Origin of the sequence: Streptomyces sp. NPDC088707, from assembly GCF_044752725.1 — a bacterium.
In the GTDB taxonomy this organism is placed as follows: Bacteria; Actinomycetota; Actinomycetes; order Streptomycetales; family Streptomycetaceae; genus Streptomyces.
Map to the genome: position 1 here is coordinate 13,010 of NZ_JBIVLV010000022.1, position 15,626 is coordinate 28,635.

The following is a 15,626-nucleotide window of genomic DNA, read 5'->3' on the forward strand; positions in this document are numbered from 1 at the left end:
TGCGCGGCCGTGCCCCTCGGCCACCCCGCCCGCTACAACCGCCCGAAGGACCCCCGATGACCGAGCTGACCGAGGCGCAGCGCGCCACCCGCCGCCAGCAGGCCCAGACCGCCATCGAGCGCAGCCTGCGAGAGTCCGCCGAGGACTGGATCACCCGCCCCGGACTCCTGCGCCGCCCCGCCTTCGACTTCGAGCGCGCCGCGGCGTACGCCATGGACGAACTCGGGGACCTGGCCGCCGAAATCCTCGCCGACGGCACGATGATGCGAGCCCTCACCATCAAAGACGGCGTCGCCACTCTGGAGCTGGAGCAGGCCACCGAGATCCTCAAGATCTTCGTGGCGTCGATGCGAGGCGTCCTCGACGGGTACGGCGCCGAGAACTACGTCGAGACGGAGATGACCGGCCCGTGCGTGTCCATGGACCTGCGGCACGGACCCGACCCGCGCGACTCGTACACCGTCACCATTCAGCGGCGCATCGGTACCACCCCGCACCAGTTCCGCGAGCGCGCCGAGCGGGAGCGCGCTGACGTGCTGCGCATCGTCGAGGAGTACGTCGTCGAGTCCAACGACGTCGGCGGCCTCGACTGCAACGACCTCGCCGACCGGCTGCGCGCCGCCGGCTACCCGCTCCCCGGCGACCAGGAGGACGACGACCGATGACCACCAACACCCGCTCCCCCGAGCGCATCGAGCGCGCCCGCGACCGGGCCGCCGCCCGCGAAACCCTGCTCGTACTCCTCGGCCGCGTCGACCGCCTCTCACCCGCCGAGGCCGCCCTCCTCCGCGAGTACACCCTCGTCGTGCTTACCGAGGCCGACGAGCAAGCCCACTCCCGCCGTGGTCTCGACCGCGCCCGCGACCGCCTACAGCGCAGCCTGACCGCCGCCGAGCGCGCGATCGTCGAGGTTGAGGCCGAGCGGGACCAGGCGCGCGAGCAGCTCGCGCAGGCCGAGCACCGCATCGGAATCCTCGACGCCGTCGACCTTGGCCGCGCCCACGGCGCCGCACGCGTCATGACCGAGCGAGACGCTGCCCGCGACAGCGAGCGCCACGCCCGCGCCGAGGCCCGCGAAACCCGCGGACTGCTGAACGCCGCGCTTGTCCGCGCCAAGCAGGCCGAGGCCAAGCTCGACGCGTGGGCCCGCGAGGCTGATGATCTCGTCCTCGCCCACCGGCAGCGCGCCGACCGCCATCACACCGCATGGCGCAGCGCCCGCCGTCGCGCAGACAAGGCCAAAGCCACCCTCGCCGCCATCCGCACCCCGCAGCCTGTCGGGTCCGACCACCCCATGTACGCGCTCCTTGACGCCATGGTCGGCCCCCGTATCGGCCAGTACGAGGCCCGCGAGCTCGTCGGCGAGTACTTCCGCGCCATCACCCAACAGGAGCCCACCCCATGACCACCGCCCACATCAGCATCACCAGGAAGGACGACGCCCCGGTCGAGGCACTGCTCTTCGGCCGCTGGTTCTGGTACGTCCGCATCACCTGGAAGGGATCACGCTCCGGGTTCGCCCGCACCGAGGCCCGAGCCCGCGCCAAGGCCGAGCAGGCCGCCCACGAACTGGCCGCCGCACCCGTCGACCAGACGATCCGCTACGACCTGCCGGTGGACGGCGGAACGGAGCCCACCCCGTGACCACCCTGGCGCTCCCTGACACCGCCCTCACCGCCGCCGCCGACCTCCGCGCCATCCGCGAGCAGTGGGGCGACCTCCTCGACGCCATCGAGCAGCGCCCCGCCGACCAGTGGCCGCCTGTCGACAACATCCGCGAGCACCTCCAGGCCGCCGAGGACGAGCCGTCCGTCGGCCGCATCCCTCTGACCCTCCGCCAGCACCCCGCGCCGGCCAACCTCGACGCCCTCGACACTGCCCTCGACGTCGAGCGGGCGATCTTCGCCGCGTGCGACGACGTCGCCGCCCGGTACCAGCGGTCCGTACGGTTCATCGACAGCGGACGCCGGGGCCGGTACCGCTACGAGCCCGACCCGGCCGACAGCGACGACCCGAACCGCTGGACCCCGGCGACCCAGCAGGCCGCCGCCGTGTTTCGGCCCGGGTCCCGCCGCTACGGGCTGCACTGGGCCGCCGTCTGGCTGGAGGCACGCGCCCTCGGCGAGCAGGCCGACGACCTGTTCACCCCTGTCGGTGACGACACCCTCGCCGACCTCGCCGCCGTCACCCGAACCGCCCGGCGCCGCGTCGAGCAGGCCCTCGCCCGCGCCGGACGCCGCACCGACCTCGTCGACCCGTGCCCGTGGTGCCGCGGCACGCTCCTCGCCCGCACCGTGCCCGGCGGCGAGCCGTCCGTCACCTGCGACACCGGCGAGCCGTGCACCGCGCCTGTCGCCCTCGATCGGGGCCGGCGCGTGTGGCGGGGTGCCGACCTCACCGAGTTGTGGCTGGCGTTGTACGCGGCGCGGCCGGGCGGGTAAACCCGTTCGAGTGAAGCCACTTGTGTAGCCCCTTGTGTAGCCATTACGCAAGGGGCTACATTCGATAGGTCGGTCCTGACCCGACACCCCGCCGGACCTGACCCGGCACCCACCACCCAAGGGAGCAACCCCCATGGACACCAGCAAGACCCGCCCCGACCCCAGCGACCAGCAGGCCGCCGAGACCGACCTCTACCGCGCCCGCGCCACCGAACGACTCCGCGCCGCCCTCGACCAGACCCCCGCGCAGCTCACCGAGTGGGAGCGCGAACTCCTCGCCGCCAAGATCCCCGACACCCCGCAGCGGTACACCACCGCCGACGAGAACGCCGCAGCCGAGGACATCCGCGACACCGAGGCCCGCCAGGCCGCCGAGCTGGTCACGGAGGCCGAAGCAACGGACGGCACGTGGCGCGGCAACTGGATCGGCGACCACCCGACCACCTGACCACACCCGGCCCGCCCCGAACCGGGGCGGGCCCCACTTCAGCCAGGAGCAGCACGAATGGACACCACCCCGGACCGTGAGCAGCCGGTCGAGCCCAGCGCCGACGTCCAGAAGGAGGCCACCGCCGAAGGGCTCGCCACATCTGTCGGGCTTGAATTCACCTCCCCCGACCTCTTTCCCGCCGGTCGTCCGGCCCTCGCCGACCACAACCGCCGCGCCCTCGCCCGCGCGACCGCCAACACCGCCCTCGGCGAGTTTCAGGCGAACATGCTGCGCATCCTGGACGAGTACGAGGAGGCCCGACGCACCGAGATCCTGGCGCGCGGCGGCGACCCCGACGAGGACCGAGACCCCTTCGAGGTCGTACGGCAGATCGCCGACTCCTACGAAGCCCTCAACGACGCCGACGAGACCACCGAGGAGATCGTCCTCAACGACCTCGCCGACAGCCTGTCCCTCGCCGACATCCGCGCCCTGCGCCTCGCAGGCGAGGCGGCCACATCCATCACGCCCCGCGCCATCATGGACGAACTCGGGCGAAAGAAGATCCCGCAGATCGCCGCCGAGCTGGGCCTCACCACCTCTCGCGTCTACACGATCGTCCGCGAAGAGCGTCGGGCCCGCGCCCAGGAATGGATCATGGCCGGAGTGAACGCCGACCGGCTCGTCGGGAACGACCCCCGAGCCGCCCTGGACCGCTACGAGACCGCCCTCGCCGGCGTCCCCGAAGAGCACCGCGAGGCGGCAGAGCAGTTCCTCAACGGGCTCCGCGCCGCCGTCGCAGAGGTAAAGGGCACGCCGCCGCACGACAGCCAGTAACCCAGACACAGAGCAGGCCCGCCCCGGCTTCCTGACGGCCAAGGCGGGCCCTGACCACGACAGGAGCAACCCCCGTCATGGCTACGCCCACCCTACCCATCGCCGAGCGGCGCGCCCGCGCGCGCCAGCTGAACGCCGCTGGATACTCCAACCGCGCCATCGCCCGCGAACTGCGTATCCACCACCGCACCGTGGCGAACGACCTGGCCGCACCCGTGGCGCCCGACCCTGCGCCACCCGCCCCGACCAGCGGAGACCCCACCGCGCCGCCCATCCATTTCAACCTGCCCCGGACGCTCGTTCAGGACCTCAACGTCCTCGCCGACAAGCAGACTGGCGAACTCCCCGCGCCACTCGTGCGCGCCATCCACGCCGCCGCCGACCGCCGCCGCGCCGCATGGCTGCGCGGGCTGGAGCAGCTCGCCACCGAGGCACCCCCCGCAGAATGACCGACCCCGAAAGCCCCGGCCCGCACCCGCGCGCCGGGGCTTTCCCATACCGCCTCCGCGACCAGCCTCCGCCCGGTACGTTCACCGTGTCGTCACACGAACCACACCGGAGCGCGCCATGTCTCAACCGCCCCAGTACGGACCCCCGCAGCCCCCGCCGCCCGGATGGGCGCCCCCGCCCGGACACCCCGGACCGTACGGCCCTCCCCCGCCGAAGAAAGGCATGGGCGCCGGCGCCATCATCGCCATCGTCCTCGGCAGCATCGTGGGCGTGATCGTCCTCCTCGGCATCCTCGGCGCGCTCCTCGGCGACGACACCACGGCAAGCAGCGATGACGCGCCCGCCCGCACCACGACCGCCGCACCGGCCCCGAAGAAGAGCGCCGCCGCCCCGAAGAGCGAGGCACCGAAGGAGCAGCCGGCCGACGACGCCCCCGTCACCATCGCCGCCGCACAGGCCGAGTTCACCCCGTCCGTCCTGCACGACGGCGGCGCATACACCAGCGTCACCGTCACCATCACCAACCGCAGCAACGAGACCATCAGCACCAACCCGCTGTACTTCACGGTCACCGACAGCACCGGCGCCAAGCACGCCGCCGAGCTGGGCATGGACAAACACCAGATGGACCTCCTCGACCTCACGAAGGGCGAGAAGGCCACCGGCATCATCACCGTCAAGGGCAAGATCACCCCCGCCTACGTCACCTTCACCGACGGCATGTTCGGCGACGGCGTACGCGGCCCCGTGAAGTGACCCGGTCGCGCCCGGCCGCGTCCGGTCGCCGGGGCAGTCGCGCCCGCGATGGACGCCGTTACCGTTCCGTGATCTAATCGGGGGCGACCCCGGCGTGCCCAGAAACGGATGCCGCCCTACGCCCCGCCATCACCCCACCCGATGGCGGGGCGTTCGCATGCCCGCGCGCGCCCAGGAGGCCGCCGTGAAGCCCTGAGGAGCGCCGATGCAGTTCCGCCCTACGTCCAACGAGATCGGCAAGGCCGCTTACGAGGCGTACCGCAACAGCGTCGACGGGAAGAGCGTCGCCGGGACCGAGCTGCCTGACTGGGACAACATCGGCACCCCCGTGCAGAACGGGTGGAAGCTCGCCGCCGAGGCCGTACGTCACAAGGTCGAGGCGGCGCAGTAGCGCCCGAGGGCGCTCCCAGAGACCGCCCTCGGCGAGGAGGTGAGTCGTGGCCGCCCGACCCATCACCGAGAAGGACCGGAAGCAGGTCCGCGCACTCCACGCCGAGGGCATGTCCCGCAACGACATCGCCCGCAAGATCAGCCGCTCCCCCTCGACCGTGTCCAAGCTCGCGACCGACATGGGCTTGTCTTTCGAGCGGGCCCCCGAGGTCGCCGCGGCGACCACCGCCCGCAAGGCCGACCTCGCCGCCCGCCGCGCCGCCATGGCCGAGACGCTCCAGGACGTAGCCGAACGCGAGATCTCAAAGATGGTGCTTCCCCACCTCTACTTCGAGTGGGGCGGCAAGGACCACAAGTACGACGAGCGTTGGCAGCCCGAGCCGACACCGGCCGACCGGCGCACCATGATGGCGACCGCCTCGGCCGCCCTCGACCGCTCCCTCAAGTTGGTCCCCCCGAAGGACGACGGCGCCGCCGAATCCCGCTCGGTGATCGGCGACCTGCGTGCCGCGCTCCTCCGCGACTACATCGAGCACCACGGCGGCCCCCCGCCAGAGCCGGAAGAGCCAGAGCCCGGCGAGGAAGGAGGCCCCGATGCGGACGCCCCTTCCCCTGTCCCGTAAACAGATCGATTCGATCATCGAGGCCATCGCCTTCCAGAACATCTGGGAAGGCTCGGTCCGATCCGGGAAGACGATCGCGTCCCTCATCGCGTGGCTCGACTTCGTGTGCAACCGGCCCGCCGGCGGCGAGCTGGTCATGGTCGGCCGCACCCGCGACTCCCTCGCCCGCAACGTGTTCGGGCCACTCACCGACTCCACGATCTTCGGCACGCTCACCCGGGACATCCACTACACCAACGGCGCGCCCACCGCGTCCGTCCTCGGCCGCGTCGTGCACTGCCTCGGCGCCAACGACGCCCAGGCCGAACCCAAGGTCCGCGGACTCACCTGCGCCGGGGCCTACGTTGACGAACTGACCACCCTCCCGAGGACGTTCTACGACCAGCTCAACGCTCGATGCTCGGTCGAGGGCTCGAAGATCTTCGGGACAACCAACCCCGACAACCCGCAGCACTGGGCCAAGCAGGAGTACCTCCTCCGCCCGCGTGAGACCCGGCTCAAGTCGTGGCACTTCCAGATGGACGACAACCCGGGCCTGTCCGAGGCGTACAAGGCGCGGACCAAGGCGTCGTACCGCGGCCTGTTCTACAAGCGGAACATTCTCGGGCTCTGGGTCATGGCCGAGGGCGCGATCTACGAGGCATGGGACGAGGCGGAGCACGTCGTCGACACCCTGCCGGCCATGACGCGGTACTGGCTCGGCATGGACTATGGCACGGTCAACCCGACGTCCGTGATCCTCCTCGGCCTCGGCGTCGACGGCCGCCTGTACGCCTGCGCGGAGTGGCGACACGACTCCCGCAAGGCCATGAGGCAGATGACCGATGCGCAGTACTCCGAGGCCATCGGCACATGGCTGCGAGACCGCGGCATCGTCCCCGAGTGGTCGTTCGTCGACCCGTCCGCCGCCAGCTTCATCGCGCAGGCCTTCGACGACCGGTCCCTCCCCAACTTGGCCCGCGCCCACAACGAGGTCGTCGACGGCATCCGCTCCGTGGCCTCGCTCCTCGCCTCAGGCCTGCTCCGCGTCCACCGCTCCTGCACTGGCCTCATCGAGGAGATGCCCGGCTACGTGTGGGACGAGAAGGCCGCCGAGAAGGGCGAGGACAAGCCCGTCAAGGTCGCTGACCACTCTGTCGATGCGCTCCGCTACGCCGTGCACTCCACCGCCCACGAGTGGCGGCACCTGCTCACCCTCGCCGCGTAAGGAGGCCGCCCGTGCCCACGCGCGCACCACTGCCGCCGTTCCCCCGCTGGACCGGCGCCCACATCGTCATCAGCACCCCTCGCCCGCTGCCCGCCGTCCTCGGCGACGGCCGCCGGGAGATGCACGTCATCCTCTCCGCCCGCATCACCTACCGCGCCCGCGCATGGGCCCTGTGGCGCGCCCTCACCGGAAGGGAGGTCGCATGATGCCTCGCCACGACGTCCGCGTCCTGATGGAGAAGGGGACACGGCGCGCCCGAGTCTTCCTCGACGGCTGCGAGCTGCACGGCGTCCGCGCCGTCACCACCCACCACGAATACGACGCCCCACCCCGCGTCGAGTTCGAGCTCTACGCGGCCACGGCCGCCGTCGAGTACGTCGACAACCTCGACGAGCCGGAGGTGAGCAGCGATGCCGCTTCCTGACTCCGGCACCACATGGCCGCCCATCGACCCCATCGTGCAGTCCGACCTCGCCGACTGGGACGCCTGGTACTCCGCCGAGCCTGACCGCCTGGAGCAGCGGTACGCCCAGCGCGGCACCGTCGGCACGCCCAACCGCCCGTCGCAGTACGCCGGCGGAGTCCGGGGCCGTGTCGCCCGCTGGTTCTGGGGCGCACCGACACCCGACGGCGAGAAGCGCGACAAGCTTCACATCCCCCTCGCTGGCGACATCGCTCGGACGTCGTCCGGGCTTCTGTTCTCCGAGCCGCCGAAGCTGATCAGCGGCGACACCACCACCCAGGCACGCCTCGACGACCTCGTGAAGAAGGGGCTGCACCCGACCCTCCTGGAGGGCGGCGAACTGTGCGCCGCGCTCGGCGGGGTGTTCTTCCGCGTCGTCTGGGACGAGGACGTCTCTGACCGGCCGTGGATCGACACGGTCGCAGCTGACCGCGCGGTCCCCGAGTTCCGGTACGGCCGCCTGTCCGCGGTGACGTTCTGGACCGTTCTCCCGGGCCCGGACGGCATCGACGACCGCCGCGTGTTCCGGCACCTGGAGCGACACGAGAAGGGCCGCATCTACCACGGCCTGTACGAGGGCACCGGCACCACGCTCGGCGCTGTCCGGCCGCTTGCCGACCATCAGGCCACCGAGCCTCTCGCGTCGCAGGTCGACGCGTTCGGCGGCCTCGACACCGGCGCACCCGACCACCTGACCGCCTCGTACATGCCCAACGTGCGCCCCGCGCGCAGCTGGCGCCACATTCCGACCGCGGCCTACTGGGGGCAGTCCGACTTCCAGGGCATCGAGGGCATCCTCGACTCCCTCGACGAGTCCTGGTCTTCGTGGATGAGGGACATCCAGAACGGTAAGGGCCGCATCGTCGTCGCCGACTCGCTGCTCAGGTCCGAGGGCCCCGGCAAGGGTGCTTCGTGGCAGGAGGAAAAGCGGGTCTACAGCGGCCTCAACATGCCACCCGACATGAGCGGCACCCGTAAGCCGCTGGACGTCGTACAGTTCGCCATCCGCGTCAAGGAGCACTCCGACACCTGCGCCGCCCTCGTCAACGAGGCCGCCCGCCAGGCCGGATACTCCGCGAGCACGTTCGGCGAGGCGTCCGAGGGCAGTGCGGTGACCGCTACGGAGATCCGGGCGCGGCAGCGTCGCACCCTGATCACCCGGTCCCGTAAGTCCCTGTACGCCGCCCCGGCTATCTCCGACGTCACGGCCGCGCTCCTGGCGGTCGAGGCCGGGTTCCGGTTCCGCGTCAACGGCCTCGACCTGTCCGAGCCGCCGAAGGTCGAGTTCGAGGACTCGATCAGCGAGTCCGCGGGCGAGCTGGCGACCACTTCGGAGCTGCTCCGCCGCGCCGAGGCCGCGTCGACCGACACCCTCGTGAGGCTCAACCACCCCGACTGGGACGACAAGCAGGTCGCCGCCGAGGTCGCCCTGATCCTCGACGAGAACGGGCGCGGCCCGACCGCCGACCCGACCCTGACCGGAGCGGAGGGAGACGCCGATGCCGGTTTCCCCAGCGATGGCGGAGGACCTCGCCCATGAGGTAGGCGCCCTCTACCGGGACGCGGAGGGCGCGCTCCTGGAGCTGCTCGCCCGCGCCCTGGAGGAGGACATCGAGTCGCCCCGGTGGGCCGAACTCAAGCTCGCCTCGATCGGCAACCTACGGGCCGCCGTCGAGCAGGTCTCCGAGGCGCTCCAGACCGACACCACCGGTGCCGTACGGCGCGCCCTGGTCACCGCCTACAACCGCGGCCGACAGGCCGCCGTCGCCGAGCTCGGGGCGCTCGACATCGGCCGCGAGCTGGTCGCCCGGGACACCCTGCCGAACGCCCCGGCCGTCGACCGGCTCGCCGCCTCGATGGCCGAGGACACCCGACCCGTCTACCAGCGAATCACCCGGGCCGTCGTCGACACCTACCGGCGGATCATCGCCCGCGCGTCCGGCACGCAGCTGCTCACCGGTATGACCCGTCGACAGGCGTCTCAGCGCGCCCTCGACGAGTTCGCGCAGCAGGGTGTCACCGGGTTCGTCGACTCCGCCGGCCGCCGGTGGGAGATGGCCTCGTACGCGGAGATGGCGGTGCGCAGCGTGACGGCACGCGCGGCTGTCGAGGGCCACATCGACGCCCTCGCGGAGATCCGCGTCGGTCTCGTCATCGTCTCCGACTCTCCGCTCGAATGCCCGCTCTGCCGACCGTGGGAGGGCGAGGTGCTCACCCTCGGCCCGGAGTCCGGAGCGCACACGATTCGCGTCGCGAGGTCAATCCAGCCGACCGGGCTCCGGGCGCAGCTCCGGCCGCCCGAAACGGTTGCCGTGCACGTCGCGGGGAGCCTGGCCGAGGCGCGCGCGAGCGGCCTGTTTCACCCGAACTGCCGGCACAGCCTCGGCGCGTACCTGCCGGGCGTCACCACCCGGCCACCGCACCACCCCACCCCGAACACGACGTACGAGGACACGCAGCGGCAGCGCGAGATCGAGCGGCACATTCGCCGCTGGAAGCGCGTCCAGGCCGCCGCGATGGACGACGCCGCACGGCGCCGCGCCGGGGCCTTCGTACGGAAGTGGCAGGCCGCCCAGCGCGCCCACGTGGCCGCCCACGACGTCCTGCGCCGCAAGCCCGCGCGCGAGCAGATCGGCTCCAAACGCTGAACGCCCGCCCCATGGCCGCACGGCCACAGGCACACCCGAAACGGGAGAACACCATGCACCGCACCCCTTTCCAGCACCCGCAGGCCACGCACCCTGCCGGGGCGGTGATCGGGTACCGCCGCAACGGCGCGCCGATCTACGTCATCGCGGGTGGCAACGGCGAGGGCGAAGGCGGCTCCGGTGGCACACCGCCCGCCGGTAGCCCTGGCACCCCGCCCGCTACGCCTCCGGCTCCGCCGGCCGCCCCCGCCCCGAACGGCGACGGCACGGACTGGAAGGCCGAGGCCCGGAAGTGGGAGCAGCGCGCCAAGGACAACAAGGGCGCGGCCGACGAACTCGCGACACTCCGGGCCGCGAACCAGACCGAGCAGGAGAAGGCGGTCACCGCGGCCGAGAAGACCGGCCGTGCGGCTGCTGCCGCCGAGTACGGCGCCAAGCTCGCTGCGGCGCAGTTCGAAACCGCCGTCGCCCGAGCCGGGATCGACCTTGGCGAGGCCGCCGACCTCATCGACACCACCAAGTTCGTCGGGGCCGACGGCGCGGTCGACACCGACGGCATCACCGCCGCGGTGAAGAAGCTCGCCAAGCTCGCCCCGCGCGGCGCCGGGCGCTCCGGCGCCGACATGGGCGGCTCCGGCGGCTCCGGAGACCAGCCCTCCATCGACAAGCAGATCGCCGAGGCCACCGCCAAGCGGGACTTCGCGACGGTCATCCGACTGAAGCGGCAGAAGGCCGCTCAGAGCTAAGGAGTCACCACCATGGCCGGCAGCATCACCGGGATGGGCACGACCTTCAACCTCCCCAACTACACGGGCGAGCTGTTCGCCCTCACCCCGACGGAGACCCCGCTCCTGTCGGCCATCGGCGGCCTCACCGGCGGCGGCATGACCACTGCCACGGAGTTCGAGTGGGAGACCTACGACCTGCGCGACCCGGCGCAGCGCACCCGAACGGAGGGCGCCGACGCGCCGACCGCTGAGAGTCGGGTTCGGGGCAACGTGAAGAACGTCGTGCAGATCCACCAGGAGGCCGTGTCGGTCTCCTACACGAAGCAGGCCGCGATCGGTCAGGTCGCGTCGCCGCAGTCCGCGCCGTTCAACCACGGCGGCGGGTCCAACCCGGTGACGAATGAGCTGGACTGGCAGGTCACGCAGGCGCTCAAGCAGATGGCGCTCGACGTGAACTGGTCGTTCATCAACGGTCAGCACGCCAACCCGACGTCCAACGCGACCGCCCGGCAGACGCGGGGGCTTCTCTCCGCGATCACCACGAACCGGATCGCGAAGGGCGTCACCACGACCGGCGCGACCTCTGCGACGGACACGATCACCGCGACTGGTCACGGCCTGGTCGACGGCGACAAGATCGTGTTTACGGCCACGGGCGCCGCGACCGGCATCGTGGCCGGCCGGATCTACTTCGTGGACGCGGTCGACGCCAACACCTTCAAGGTCTCGACGTCCGCCGGTGGCGCCGCGATCACCCTCGGCACCGCCACGGGTATCGCGTACACCAACCCGTGGGAGACCGCTCTCACCCCGGCCCACGTTGGTGACCTGCTCCAGCTTGCCTACGACAACGGCGGCATCTCGGAGCAGGAGACCGCCACGTTCATCGTGAACTCGGCGCAGAAGCGGGCTCTGTCGAACGCGTTCGCCGAGGCGTACGGCAAGTTCACCGAGACGTCCCGCACTGTCGGTGGCGTCGCGGTCGACACGATCGTCACCGACTTCGGCACCCTGTCCGTGATGATGGACCGGCACATGCCCCAGGACGTCCTCACCGTGGCGTCCCTGGAGCAGCTGATGCCGGTGTTCCTCAACATCCCGGGCAAGGGCGTGTTCTTCGAGGAGGAACTCGCGAAGACGGGCGCTTCGGACAAGGTTCAGCTGTACGGCGAGGTCGGCCTCAAGTACGGCTCGGAGAAGGCGCACGCCGTCATGACCGGGCTCAAGGTCTGATCGCCCGTGACCATCTACCAGCGTTCGAGCGGCGGGCACGTCGCTGAGAGTGTGCGCCCCCTGGAGGGGAGCCCCGAGGCCGTTGAGCTGGAGCAGCTCGCGGCCGATCCGGCGTCGGGCTGGCGCGCGGTGGCCGACGAGCCACCCGCCCCGGTTGAGCCGGACCCTCCGGTCGTCCCGATCGAGCCGGTCGTCCCGGTCGCGCCCGTCGAGCCGGAGCCTCTCGTCGAGCGTCCGGCCAAGGGCGCAGCGAAGGCGGAGTGGGTGGCCTTCGCGGTCCTCCAGGGCGCCGAGCAGGCCGAGGCCGAGGCCGTCACGAAGGACGACCTGATCAAGGTGTACGGAGGTGAGCCCGATGGGGCTGGTGAGTGATCTCGGCGTCTCCGTCTCGGGGACCCTCACGAAGGCCGCGGACCTGTCCACGCCGGCTGACCGGCTGGCGTGGCGGCGGGGTCTGCACCTGGAGTCGGGCACCGGCGCCGGCAAGGCGGACCTCCGGTTCACCGACACGCGGACGCTCGCCGCGTCCGCGACGGAGGATCTCGACCTCGCCGGCGTCCTGACGGACGCTTTCGGGGCTGCGCTCACCTTCGTCCGTGTGAAGGGCCTGATCATCTCCGCCGCCGCGGCCAACACCAACAACGTGGTCATCGGAGCGGCAGCCGGAACACCGTGGGCGACCCTGCTCAACGCGACCGGCACGATCACGCTGCGCCCTGGCGCCACGCTGGCCGTCATGACCGGTGCTGCCGATGCCACCACCTACGCCGTCGCCGCGGGAACCGGTGACCTCCTCAAGGTCGCCAACAGCTCGGGCGGGACACCCGTCTCGTACGACATCGTCGTCATCGGCTCCAGCGCGTAGAGGGGGTGGTCGCCATGGCTCGCGTCTACGCGACCGTCACCCAGTACGAGGAGTTCACCGGCGTCGCTCCGGCGCCGGCGGACATCGAGACCCGGCTCAGGCGGGCCTCGAAGTTCCTCGACAGCAAGGTGTTCCGGCTGTGCGTGTACGCGGTCGACGAGGGCGGCCTCCCCGCCGCCCCTCTCGTCTCCGAGGCATTCGCGGAGGCCGTCTGCGCGCAGGCGGAATGGGGGGTCGACGTCGGCGACGTGACGGGCGCGGCTGCGGTCGGTTGGGGGGACGTCAGGATCGGAACGGTTGAACTGAGCCGGTCCGTGACCGCGACCAGCGGCGACGAGGCGCCCGGCAGGCAGATTGCCCCGGCCGTCTGGGATGCGCTCCGGTCCCCGGACCTGACTCCGGACCTGCTCGATGTAGGGGCGGTGAGCACGTGCTGACGGTTCTGCCCGCGTTCATGCTCGGACACTGGGTGACGGTCGAGCCGTACCTCGGGGCCGGTGCGTACGGCCCAAAGTTCGGGCCGCCCGTCACGGTCCGCTGCTTCCTCGACGAGGAGACGCGAACCGTGCGCGCCCCGTCCGGTCAGGAGGTCACCTCTTCCTCGACGGTCTACGCCCGGCCGGGCCTGGTGTGCCCGGCCGAATCGCGCGTGACCCTGCCAGACGGCCGCGTCACCCGAGCGATTGCGCGTCTCGACCGGTCAGGCGGGGGCATGCCGACCCCGGATCACGTCGAGGTGCACCTCCTGTGAGCCCGCAGTACACGCGGTTCACGCCCGGCAACGCCAGCCGTCAGTGGACGTCGCGAGGCCGACGGCTCGCAGGCGAGGGCCTACAGAAGGGCCTCGAACATGTGCTCTTCGAGGCGCGGAAGATCGTGCCTCTCGAAGAGGGCACCCTCGAACGCTCGGGCCGCGTTGTCCGGGATGGCCTGAACGGCGCCGTCACCTTCGACACGGTCTATGCAGTCCGCCAGCACGAAGAGCTGACCTGGCGGCACCTGCCCGGACGGTCCGCGAAGTACCTGGAAATTCCCATGAACCGCGAACGGGACGTCGTCCTACGGCTCATGGCGGTCGACCTGCGGAGGTGGTTCCGTGGCCGGTGACCCCGACCTCCTCGACGGCCTCGCCCGCTACCTCAACGAACGGGGCCTCGTCACCTACGACCCGGACGGCATGGCCGGTGACTGCTTCATCGAGCAGATGCCCTCCGCACCGGATGAGGCGGTCGTCCTGACCGTCTACGACGACCGGTCCGAGCCCGACTCCCTGCTCGCGTACGACGAACCGCGCGTTCAGGTCCGCGTACGCGGCACCCTCGACCCGCGCGTATCCCGCCGCCGCTGCCGGGCGATCCGCTCCGCGCTGCACGGCCTCGGCCCGGTCACGCTCCCGGACGGAACCGAGCTGATCCTCTCGGTCTGCCTCCAGGGCGACGCCGCCCACATGGGCGCGGACGAGAACCGCCGGCACGAGCACGTCGCGAACTTCCGCACGGAGATCCACTCCCCCACGGCGCACCGCGCCTGACCCACCCGCTTCCGAGCCCGCTGCCCACCCGGCCGCGGGCTCTTCGTCATGCCCAGGAGGAGCCATGGCACCCCGCAAGTACAACGCTCGCGACTGCGAGTTCGAGATCGAGGATCTCCTCAACCCCGGCACGTGGGTTGCCTTCCGCACCGCCGAGGCCGGCAGCGGCGAGGGCGGCATCAACACGTTCTCCCGAAGCTACGACTACGAGTCCACCGACACCACCACGTTCGGTTCCCAGGGCCGCGCCGAGACCCAGAACATGCAGGAAGGCATGTCCCTCAGCCTCGAAGGCTTCCGGCTCAAGGACCCCGCCACCGGTGCGCTCGATCCCGCGATGGCCCTCGCCGAGGCGCAGGCCCGCCGCCTCGGCAACGACAGCCTGTGTGGCTTCCGGTTCGCCGCGCCCGGTGACACCACGTGGGAGGTGTGGCAGGCGACGTGGCAGATGGGTGACCAGGGCGGCGGCAACAACGACAAGGTGTCTTGGTCCGCCACGGTGACCCGTTCCGGCGACTCGACCACGGCGGCCAAGGCATGACCGCCCGCGTGAACGAGTCGTGGGACGCGTTCTGGGCCGAGGTCTCCCGTGGCGACACCGAGACCATCCGCGGCGTCACGATCGCGGTCCCGACCGACATCCCCCTCATCGTCGACCGCCGCGTCCAGGAACTCCAGGACTCCGCCGAAGAGGACGACGTCGCCGAGCTGGTCTCCCTGATCTTCGGCATCGACTGCATGGAGCAGTGGCGCGAGAACGGCATGGGCCTCACCGAGTTTCAGACCGTCCTCACGTGGGGCCTGGCGCATGCCGCCGGCAAGCCGCTCACGTTCGCCGAGGCGTACGACGTCGTCCAGAACGGCGAGGGCGCCAAGGCGGGAAAAGCGCAGCCGAACCGAGCCGCACGGCGCGAGCGATCGAGCGGCACTGGTGGGCTCTCGAAGCGGACTTCCAACGGGAGTACGGGATCGAAGCGCAAGCGATCGCGCACCTGACCCGGCGCCGGTTCTACGCCCTCGTCTC

General features: G+C 71.2%; 25 protein-coding genes. All 25 read left to right on the forward strand.

Features of this window, described 5'->3' with window-relative positions; genetic code table 11:
• Positions 1-56 precede the first annotated feature (56 nt).
• A complete protein-coding gene (locus ACIP84_RS38145; RefSeq protein ID WP_401804902.1) occupies positions 57-665 on the forward strand; it encodes a hypothetical protein in 609 nt (202 codons plus the stop codon).
• Positions 662-1,405 carry a hypothetical protein gene (locus tag ACIP84_RS38150; protein WP_401804905.1) on the forward strand — a complete coding sequence of 248 codons (744 nt, stop codon included), beginning with the start codon at positions 662-664 and terminating at the stop codon, positions 1,403-1,405. Before ACIP84_RS38145 ends, ACIP84_RS38150 begins: the two co-directional genes overlap by 4 nt.
• A complete protein-coding gene (locus ACIP84_RS38155; RefSeq protein ID WP_401804907.1) occupies positions 1,402-1,644 on the forward strand; it encodes a hypothetical protein in 243 nt (80 codons plus the stop codon). Before ACIP84_RS38150 ends, ACIP84_RS38155 begins: the two co-directional genes overlap by 4 nt.
• Complete coding sequence (locus ACIP84_RS38160; protein ID WP_401804910.1) at positions 1,641-2,441, forward strand: hypothetical protein; 801 nt, start codon at positions 1,641-1,643, stop codon at positions 2,439-2,441. The genes ACIP84_RS38155 and ACIP84_RS38160 overlap by 4 nt, the downstream gene beginning before the upstream one ends.
• A 133-nt stretch (positions 2,442-2,574) precedes the next feature.
• A complete protein-coding gene (locus tag ACIP84_RS38165; RefSeq protein WP_401804913.1) occupies positions 2,575-2,889 on the forward strand; it encodes a hypothetical protein in 315 nt (104 codons plus the stop codon).
• Positions 2,890-2,946: 57 nt separating this feature from the next.
• On the forward strand, positions 2,947-3,708 hold the full coding sequence (locus ACIP84_RS38170; RefSeq protein ID WP_401804914.1) for a hypothetical protein: 762 nt from the start codon (positions 2,947-2,949) through the stop codon (positions 3,706-3,708).
• 77 nt (positions 3,709-3,785) lie between these two features.
• A complete protein-coding gene (locus tag ACIP84_RS38175; RefSeq protein WP_401804917.1) occupies positions 3,786-4,157 on the forward strand; it encodes a hypothetical protein in 372 nt (123 codons plus the stop codon).
• Between the two features lie 223 nt (positions 4,158-4,380).
• Complete coding sequence (locus ACIP84_RS38180; RefSeq protein WP_401804919.1) at positions 4,381-4,914, forward strand: DUF4352 domain-containing protein; 534 nt, start codon at positions 4,381-4,383, stop codon at positions 4,912-4,914.
• Between the two features lie 205 nt (positions 4,915-5,119).
• Positions 5,120-5,305, forward strand: coding sequence for a hypothetical protein (locus ACIP84_RS38185; protein ID WP_401804922.1), 186 nt, complete (start codon positions 5,120-5,122; stop codon positions 5,303-5,305).
• A 46-nt stretch (positions 5,306-5,351) separates the two neighbouring features.
• Positions 5,352-5,927 carry a helix-turn-helix domain-containing protein gene (locus tag ACIP84_RS38190; protein WP_401804924.1) on the forward strand — a complete coding sequence of 192 codons (576 nt, stop codon included), beginning with the start codon at positions 5,352-5,354 and terminating at the stop codon, positions 5,925-5,927.
• Positions 5,899-7,134, forward strand: coding sequence for a PBSX family phage terminase large subunit (locus tag ACIP84_RS38195; RefSeq protein WP_401804927.1), 1,236 nt, complete (start codon positions 5,899-5,901; stop codon positions 7,132-7,134). Before ACIP84_RS38190 ends, ACIP84_RS38195 begins: the two co-directional genes overlap by 29 nt.
• An 11-nt stretch (positions 7,135-7,145) precedes the next feature.
• The gene (locus ACIP84_RS38200; protein ID WP_401804929.1) at positions 7,146-7,340 is read left to right on the forward strand and encodes a hypothetical protein; all 195 of its coding nucleotides are present in this window, start codon (positions 7,146-7,148) and stop codon (positions 7,338-7,340) included.
• Entirely contained in the window at positions 7,337-7,558 is a 222-nt protein-coding gene (locus ACIP84_RS38205; RefSeq protein WP_401804932.1) for a hypothetical protein, read from the forward strand. The genes ACIP84_RS38200 and ACIP84_RS38205 overlap by 4 nt, the downstream gene beginning before the upstream one ends.
• Complete coding sequence (locus tag ACIP84_RS38210; RefSeq protein WP_401804935.1) at positions 7,545-9,137, forward strand: capsid protein; 1,593 nt, start codon at positions 7,545-7,547, stop codon at positions 9,135-9,137. Before ACIP84_RS38205 ends, ACIP84_RS38210 begins: the two co-directional genes overlap by 14 nt.
• Complete coding sequence (locus ACIP84_RS38215; protein ID WP_401804938.1) at positions 9,097-10,245, forward strand: phage minor capsid protein; 1,149 nt, start codon at positions 9,097-9,099, stop codon at positions 10,243-10,245. Before ACIP84_RS38210 ends, ACIP84_RS38215 begins: the two co-directional genes overlap by 41 nt.
• Before the next feature lie 53 nt (positions 10,246-10,298).
• Positions 10,299-10,991 carry a hypothetical protein gene (locus tag ACIP84_RS38220; protein ID WP_401804940.1) on the forward strand — a complete coding sequence of 231 codons (693 nt, stop codon included), beginning with the start codon at positions 10,299-10,301 and terminating at the stop codon, positions 10,989-10,991.
• A 12-nt stretch (positions 10,992-11,003) separates the two neighbouring features.
• Complete coding sequence (locus tag ACIP84_RS38225; RefSeq protein WP_401804943.1) at positions 11,004-12,206, forward strand: DUF5309 family protein; 1,203 nt, start codon at positions 11,004-11,006, stop codon at positions 12,204-12,206.
• A gap of 6 nt (positions 12,207-12,212) precedes the next feature.
• The gene (locus tag ACIP84_RS38230; RefSeq protein WP_401804946.1) at positions 12,213-12,578 is read left to right on the forward strand and encodes a hypothetical protein; all 366 of its coding nucleotides are present in this window, start codon (positions 12,213-12,215) and stop codon (positions 12,576-12,578) included.
• On the forward strand, positions 12,562-13,071 hold the full coding sequence (locus ACIP84_RS38235) for a hypothetical protein (RefSeq protein ID WP_401804949.1): 510 nt from the start codon (positions 12,562-12,564) through the stop codon (positions 13,069-13,071). The genes ACIP84_RS38230 and ACIP84_RS38235 overlap by 17 nt, the downstream gene beginning before the upstream one ends.
• Positions 13,072-13,085: 14 nt before the next feature.
• Positions 13,086-13,508, forward strand: coding sequence for a hypothetical protein (locus tag ACIP84_RS38240; protein WP_401804951.1), 423 nt, complete (start codon positions 13,086-13,088; stop codon positions 13,506-13,508).
• Positions 13,502-13,822 (forward strand): hypothetical protein, encoded by a 321-nt coding sequence (locus ACIP84_RS38245; RefSeq protein WP_401804954.1) that lies wholly within the window; start codon positions 13,502-13,504, stop codon positions 13,820-13,822. Before ACIP84_RS38240 ends, ACIP84_RS38245 begins: the two co-directional genes overlap by 7 nt.
• Positions 13,819-14,178 carry a hypothetical protein gene (locus ACIP84_RS38250; protein WP_401804956.1) on the forward strand — a complete coding sequence of 120 codons (360 nt, stop codon included), beginning with the start codon at positions 13,819-13,821 and terminating at the stop codon, positions 14,176-14,178. The genes ACIP84_RS38245 and ACIP84_RS38250 overlap by 4 nt, the downstream gene beginning before the upstream one ends.
• The gene (locus tag ACIP84_RS38255) at positions 14,168-14,602 is read left to right on the forward strand and encodes a minor capsid protein (protein WP_401804959.1); all 435 of its coding nucleotides are present in this window, start codon (positions 14,168-14,170) and stop codon (positions 14,600-14,602) included. The genes ACIP84_RS38250 and ACIP84_RS38255 overlap by 11 nt, the downstream gene beginning before the upstream one ends.
• Before the next feature lie 64 nt (positions 14,603-14,666).
• Positions 14,667-15,143, forward strand: a complete 477-nt coding sequence (locus ACIP84_RS38260; protein ID WP_401804961.1) for a phage tail tube protein — start codon at positions 14,667-14,669, stop codon at positions 15,141-15,143.
• Complete coding sequence (locus ACIP84_RS38265; RefSeq protein ID WP_401804964.1) at positions 15,140-15,598, forward strand: hypothetical protein; 459 nt, start codon at positions 15,140-15,142, stop codon at positions 15,596-15,598. The genes ACIP84_RS38260 and ACIP84_RS38265 overlap by 4 nt, the downstream gene beginning before the upstream one ends.
• The last annotated feature ends 28 nt before the right edge of the window (positions 15,599-15,626 follow it).

Coding starts and splice junctions, on each gene's coding strand:
- ACIP84_RS38175 (WP_401804917.1), top strand. CDS start 3,786: ATGGCTACGCCCACCCTACCCATCGCCGAGCGGCGCGCCCGCGCGCGC.
- ACIP84_RS38185 (WP_401804922.1), top strand. CDS start 5,120: ATGCAGTTCCGCCCTACGTCCAACGAGATCGGCAAGGCCGCTTACGAG.
- ACIP84_RS38225 (WP_401804943.1), top strand. CDS start 11,004: ATGGCCGGCAGCATCACCGGGATGGGCACGACCTTCAACCTCCCCAAC.
- ACIP84_RS38205 (WP_401804932.1), top strand. CDS start 7,337: ATGATGCCTCGCCACGACGTCCGCGTCCTGATGGAGAAGGGGACACGG.
- ACIP84_RS38235 (WP_401804949.1), top strand. CDS start 12,562: ATGGGGCTGGTGAGTGATCTCGGCGTCTCCGTCTCGGGGACCCTCACG.
- ACIP84_RS38150 (WP_401804905.1), top strand. CDS start 662: ATGACCACCAACACCCGCTCCCCCGAGCGCATCGAGCGCGCCCGCGAC.
- ACIP84_RS38260 (WP_401804961.1), top strand. CDS start 14,667: ATGGCACCCCGCAAGTACAACGCTCGCGACTGCGAGTTCGAGATCGAG.
- ACIP84_RS38210 (WP_401804935.1), top strand. CDS start 7,545: ATGCCGCTTCCTGACTCCGGCACCACATGGCCGCCCATCGACCCCATC.
- ACIP84_RS38240 (WP_401804951.1), top strand. CDS start 13,086: ATGGCTCGCGTCTACGCGACCGTCACCCAGTACGAGGAGTTCACCGGC.
- ACIP84_RS38155 (WP_401804907.1), top strand. CDS start 1,402: ATGACCACCGCCCACATCAGCATCACCAGGAAGGACGACGCCCCGGTC.
- ACIP84_RS38165 (WP_401804913.1), top strand. CDS start 2,575: ATGGACACCAGCAAGACCCGCCCCGACCCCAGCGACCAGCAGGCCGCC.
- ACIP84_RS38170 (WP_401804914.1), top strand. CDS start 2,947: ATGGACACCACCCCGGACCGTGAGCAGCCGGTCGAGCCCAGCGCCGAC.
- ACIP84_RS38220 (WP_401804940.1), top strand. CDS start 10,299: ATGCACCGCACCCCTTTCCAGCACCCGCAGGCCACGCACCCTGCCGGG.
- ACIP84_RS38195 (WP_401804927.1), top strand. CDS start 5,899: ATGCGGACGCCCCTTCCCCTGTCCCGTAAACAGATCGATTCGATCATC.
- ACIP84_RS38180 (WP_401804919.1), top strand. CDS start 4,381: ATGGGCGCCGGCGCCATCATCGCCATCGTCCTCGGCAGCATCGTGGGC.
- ACIP84_RS38145 (WP_401804902.1), top strand. CDS start 57: ATGACCGAGCTGACCGAGGCGCAGCGCGCCACCCGCCGCCAGCAGGCC.
- ACIP84_RS38215 (WP_401804938.1), top strand. CDS start 9,097: ATGCCGGTTTCCCCAGCGATGGCGGAGGACCTCGCCCATGAGGTAGGC.
- ACIP84_RS38265 (WP_401804964.1), top strand. CDS start 15,140: ATGACCGCCCGCGTGAACGAGTCGTGGGACGCGTTCTGGGCCGAGGTC.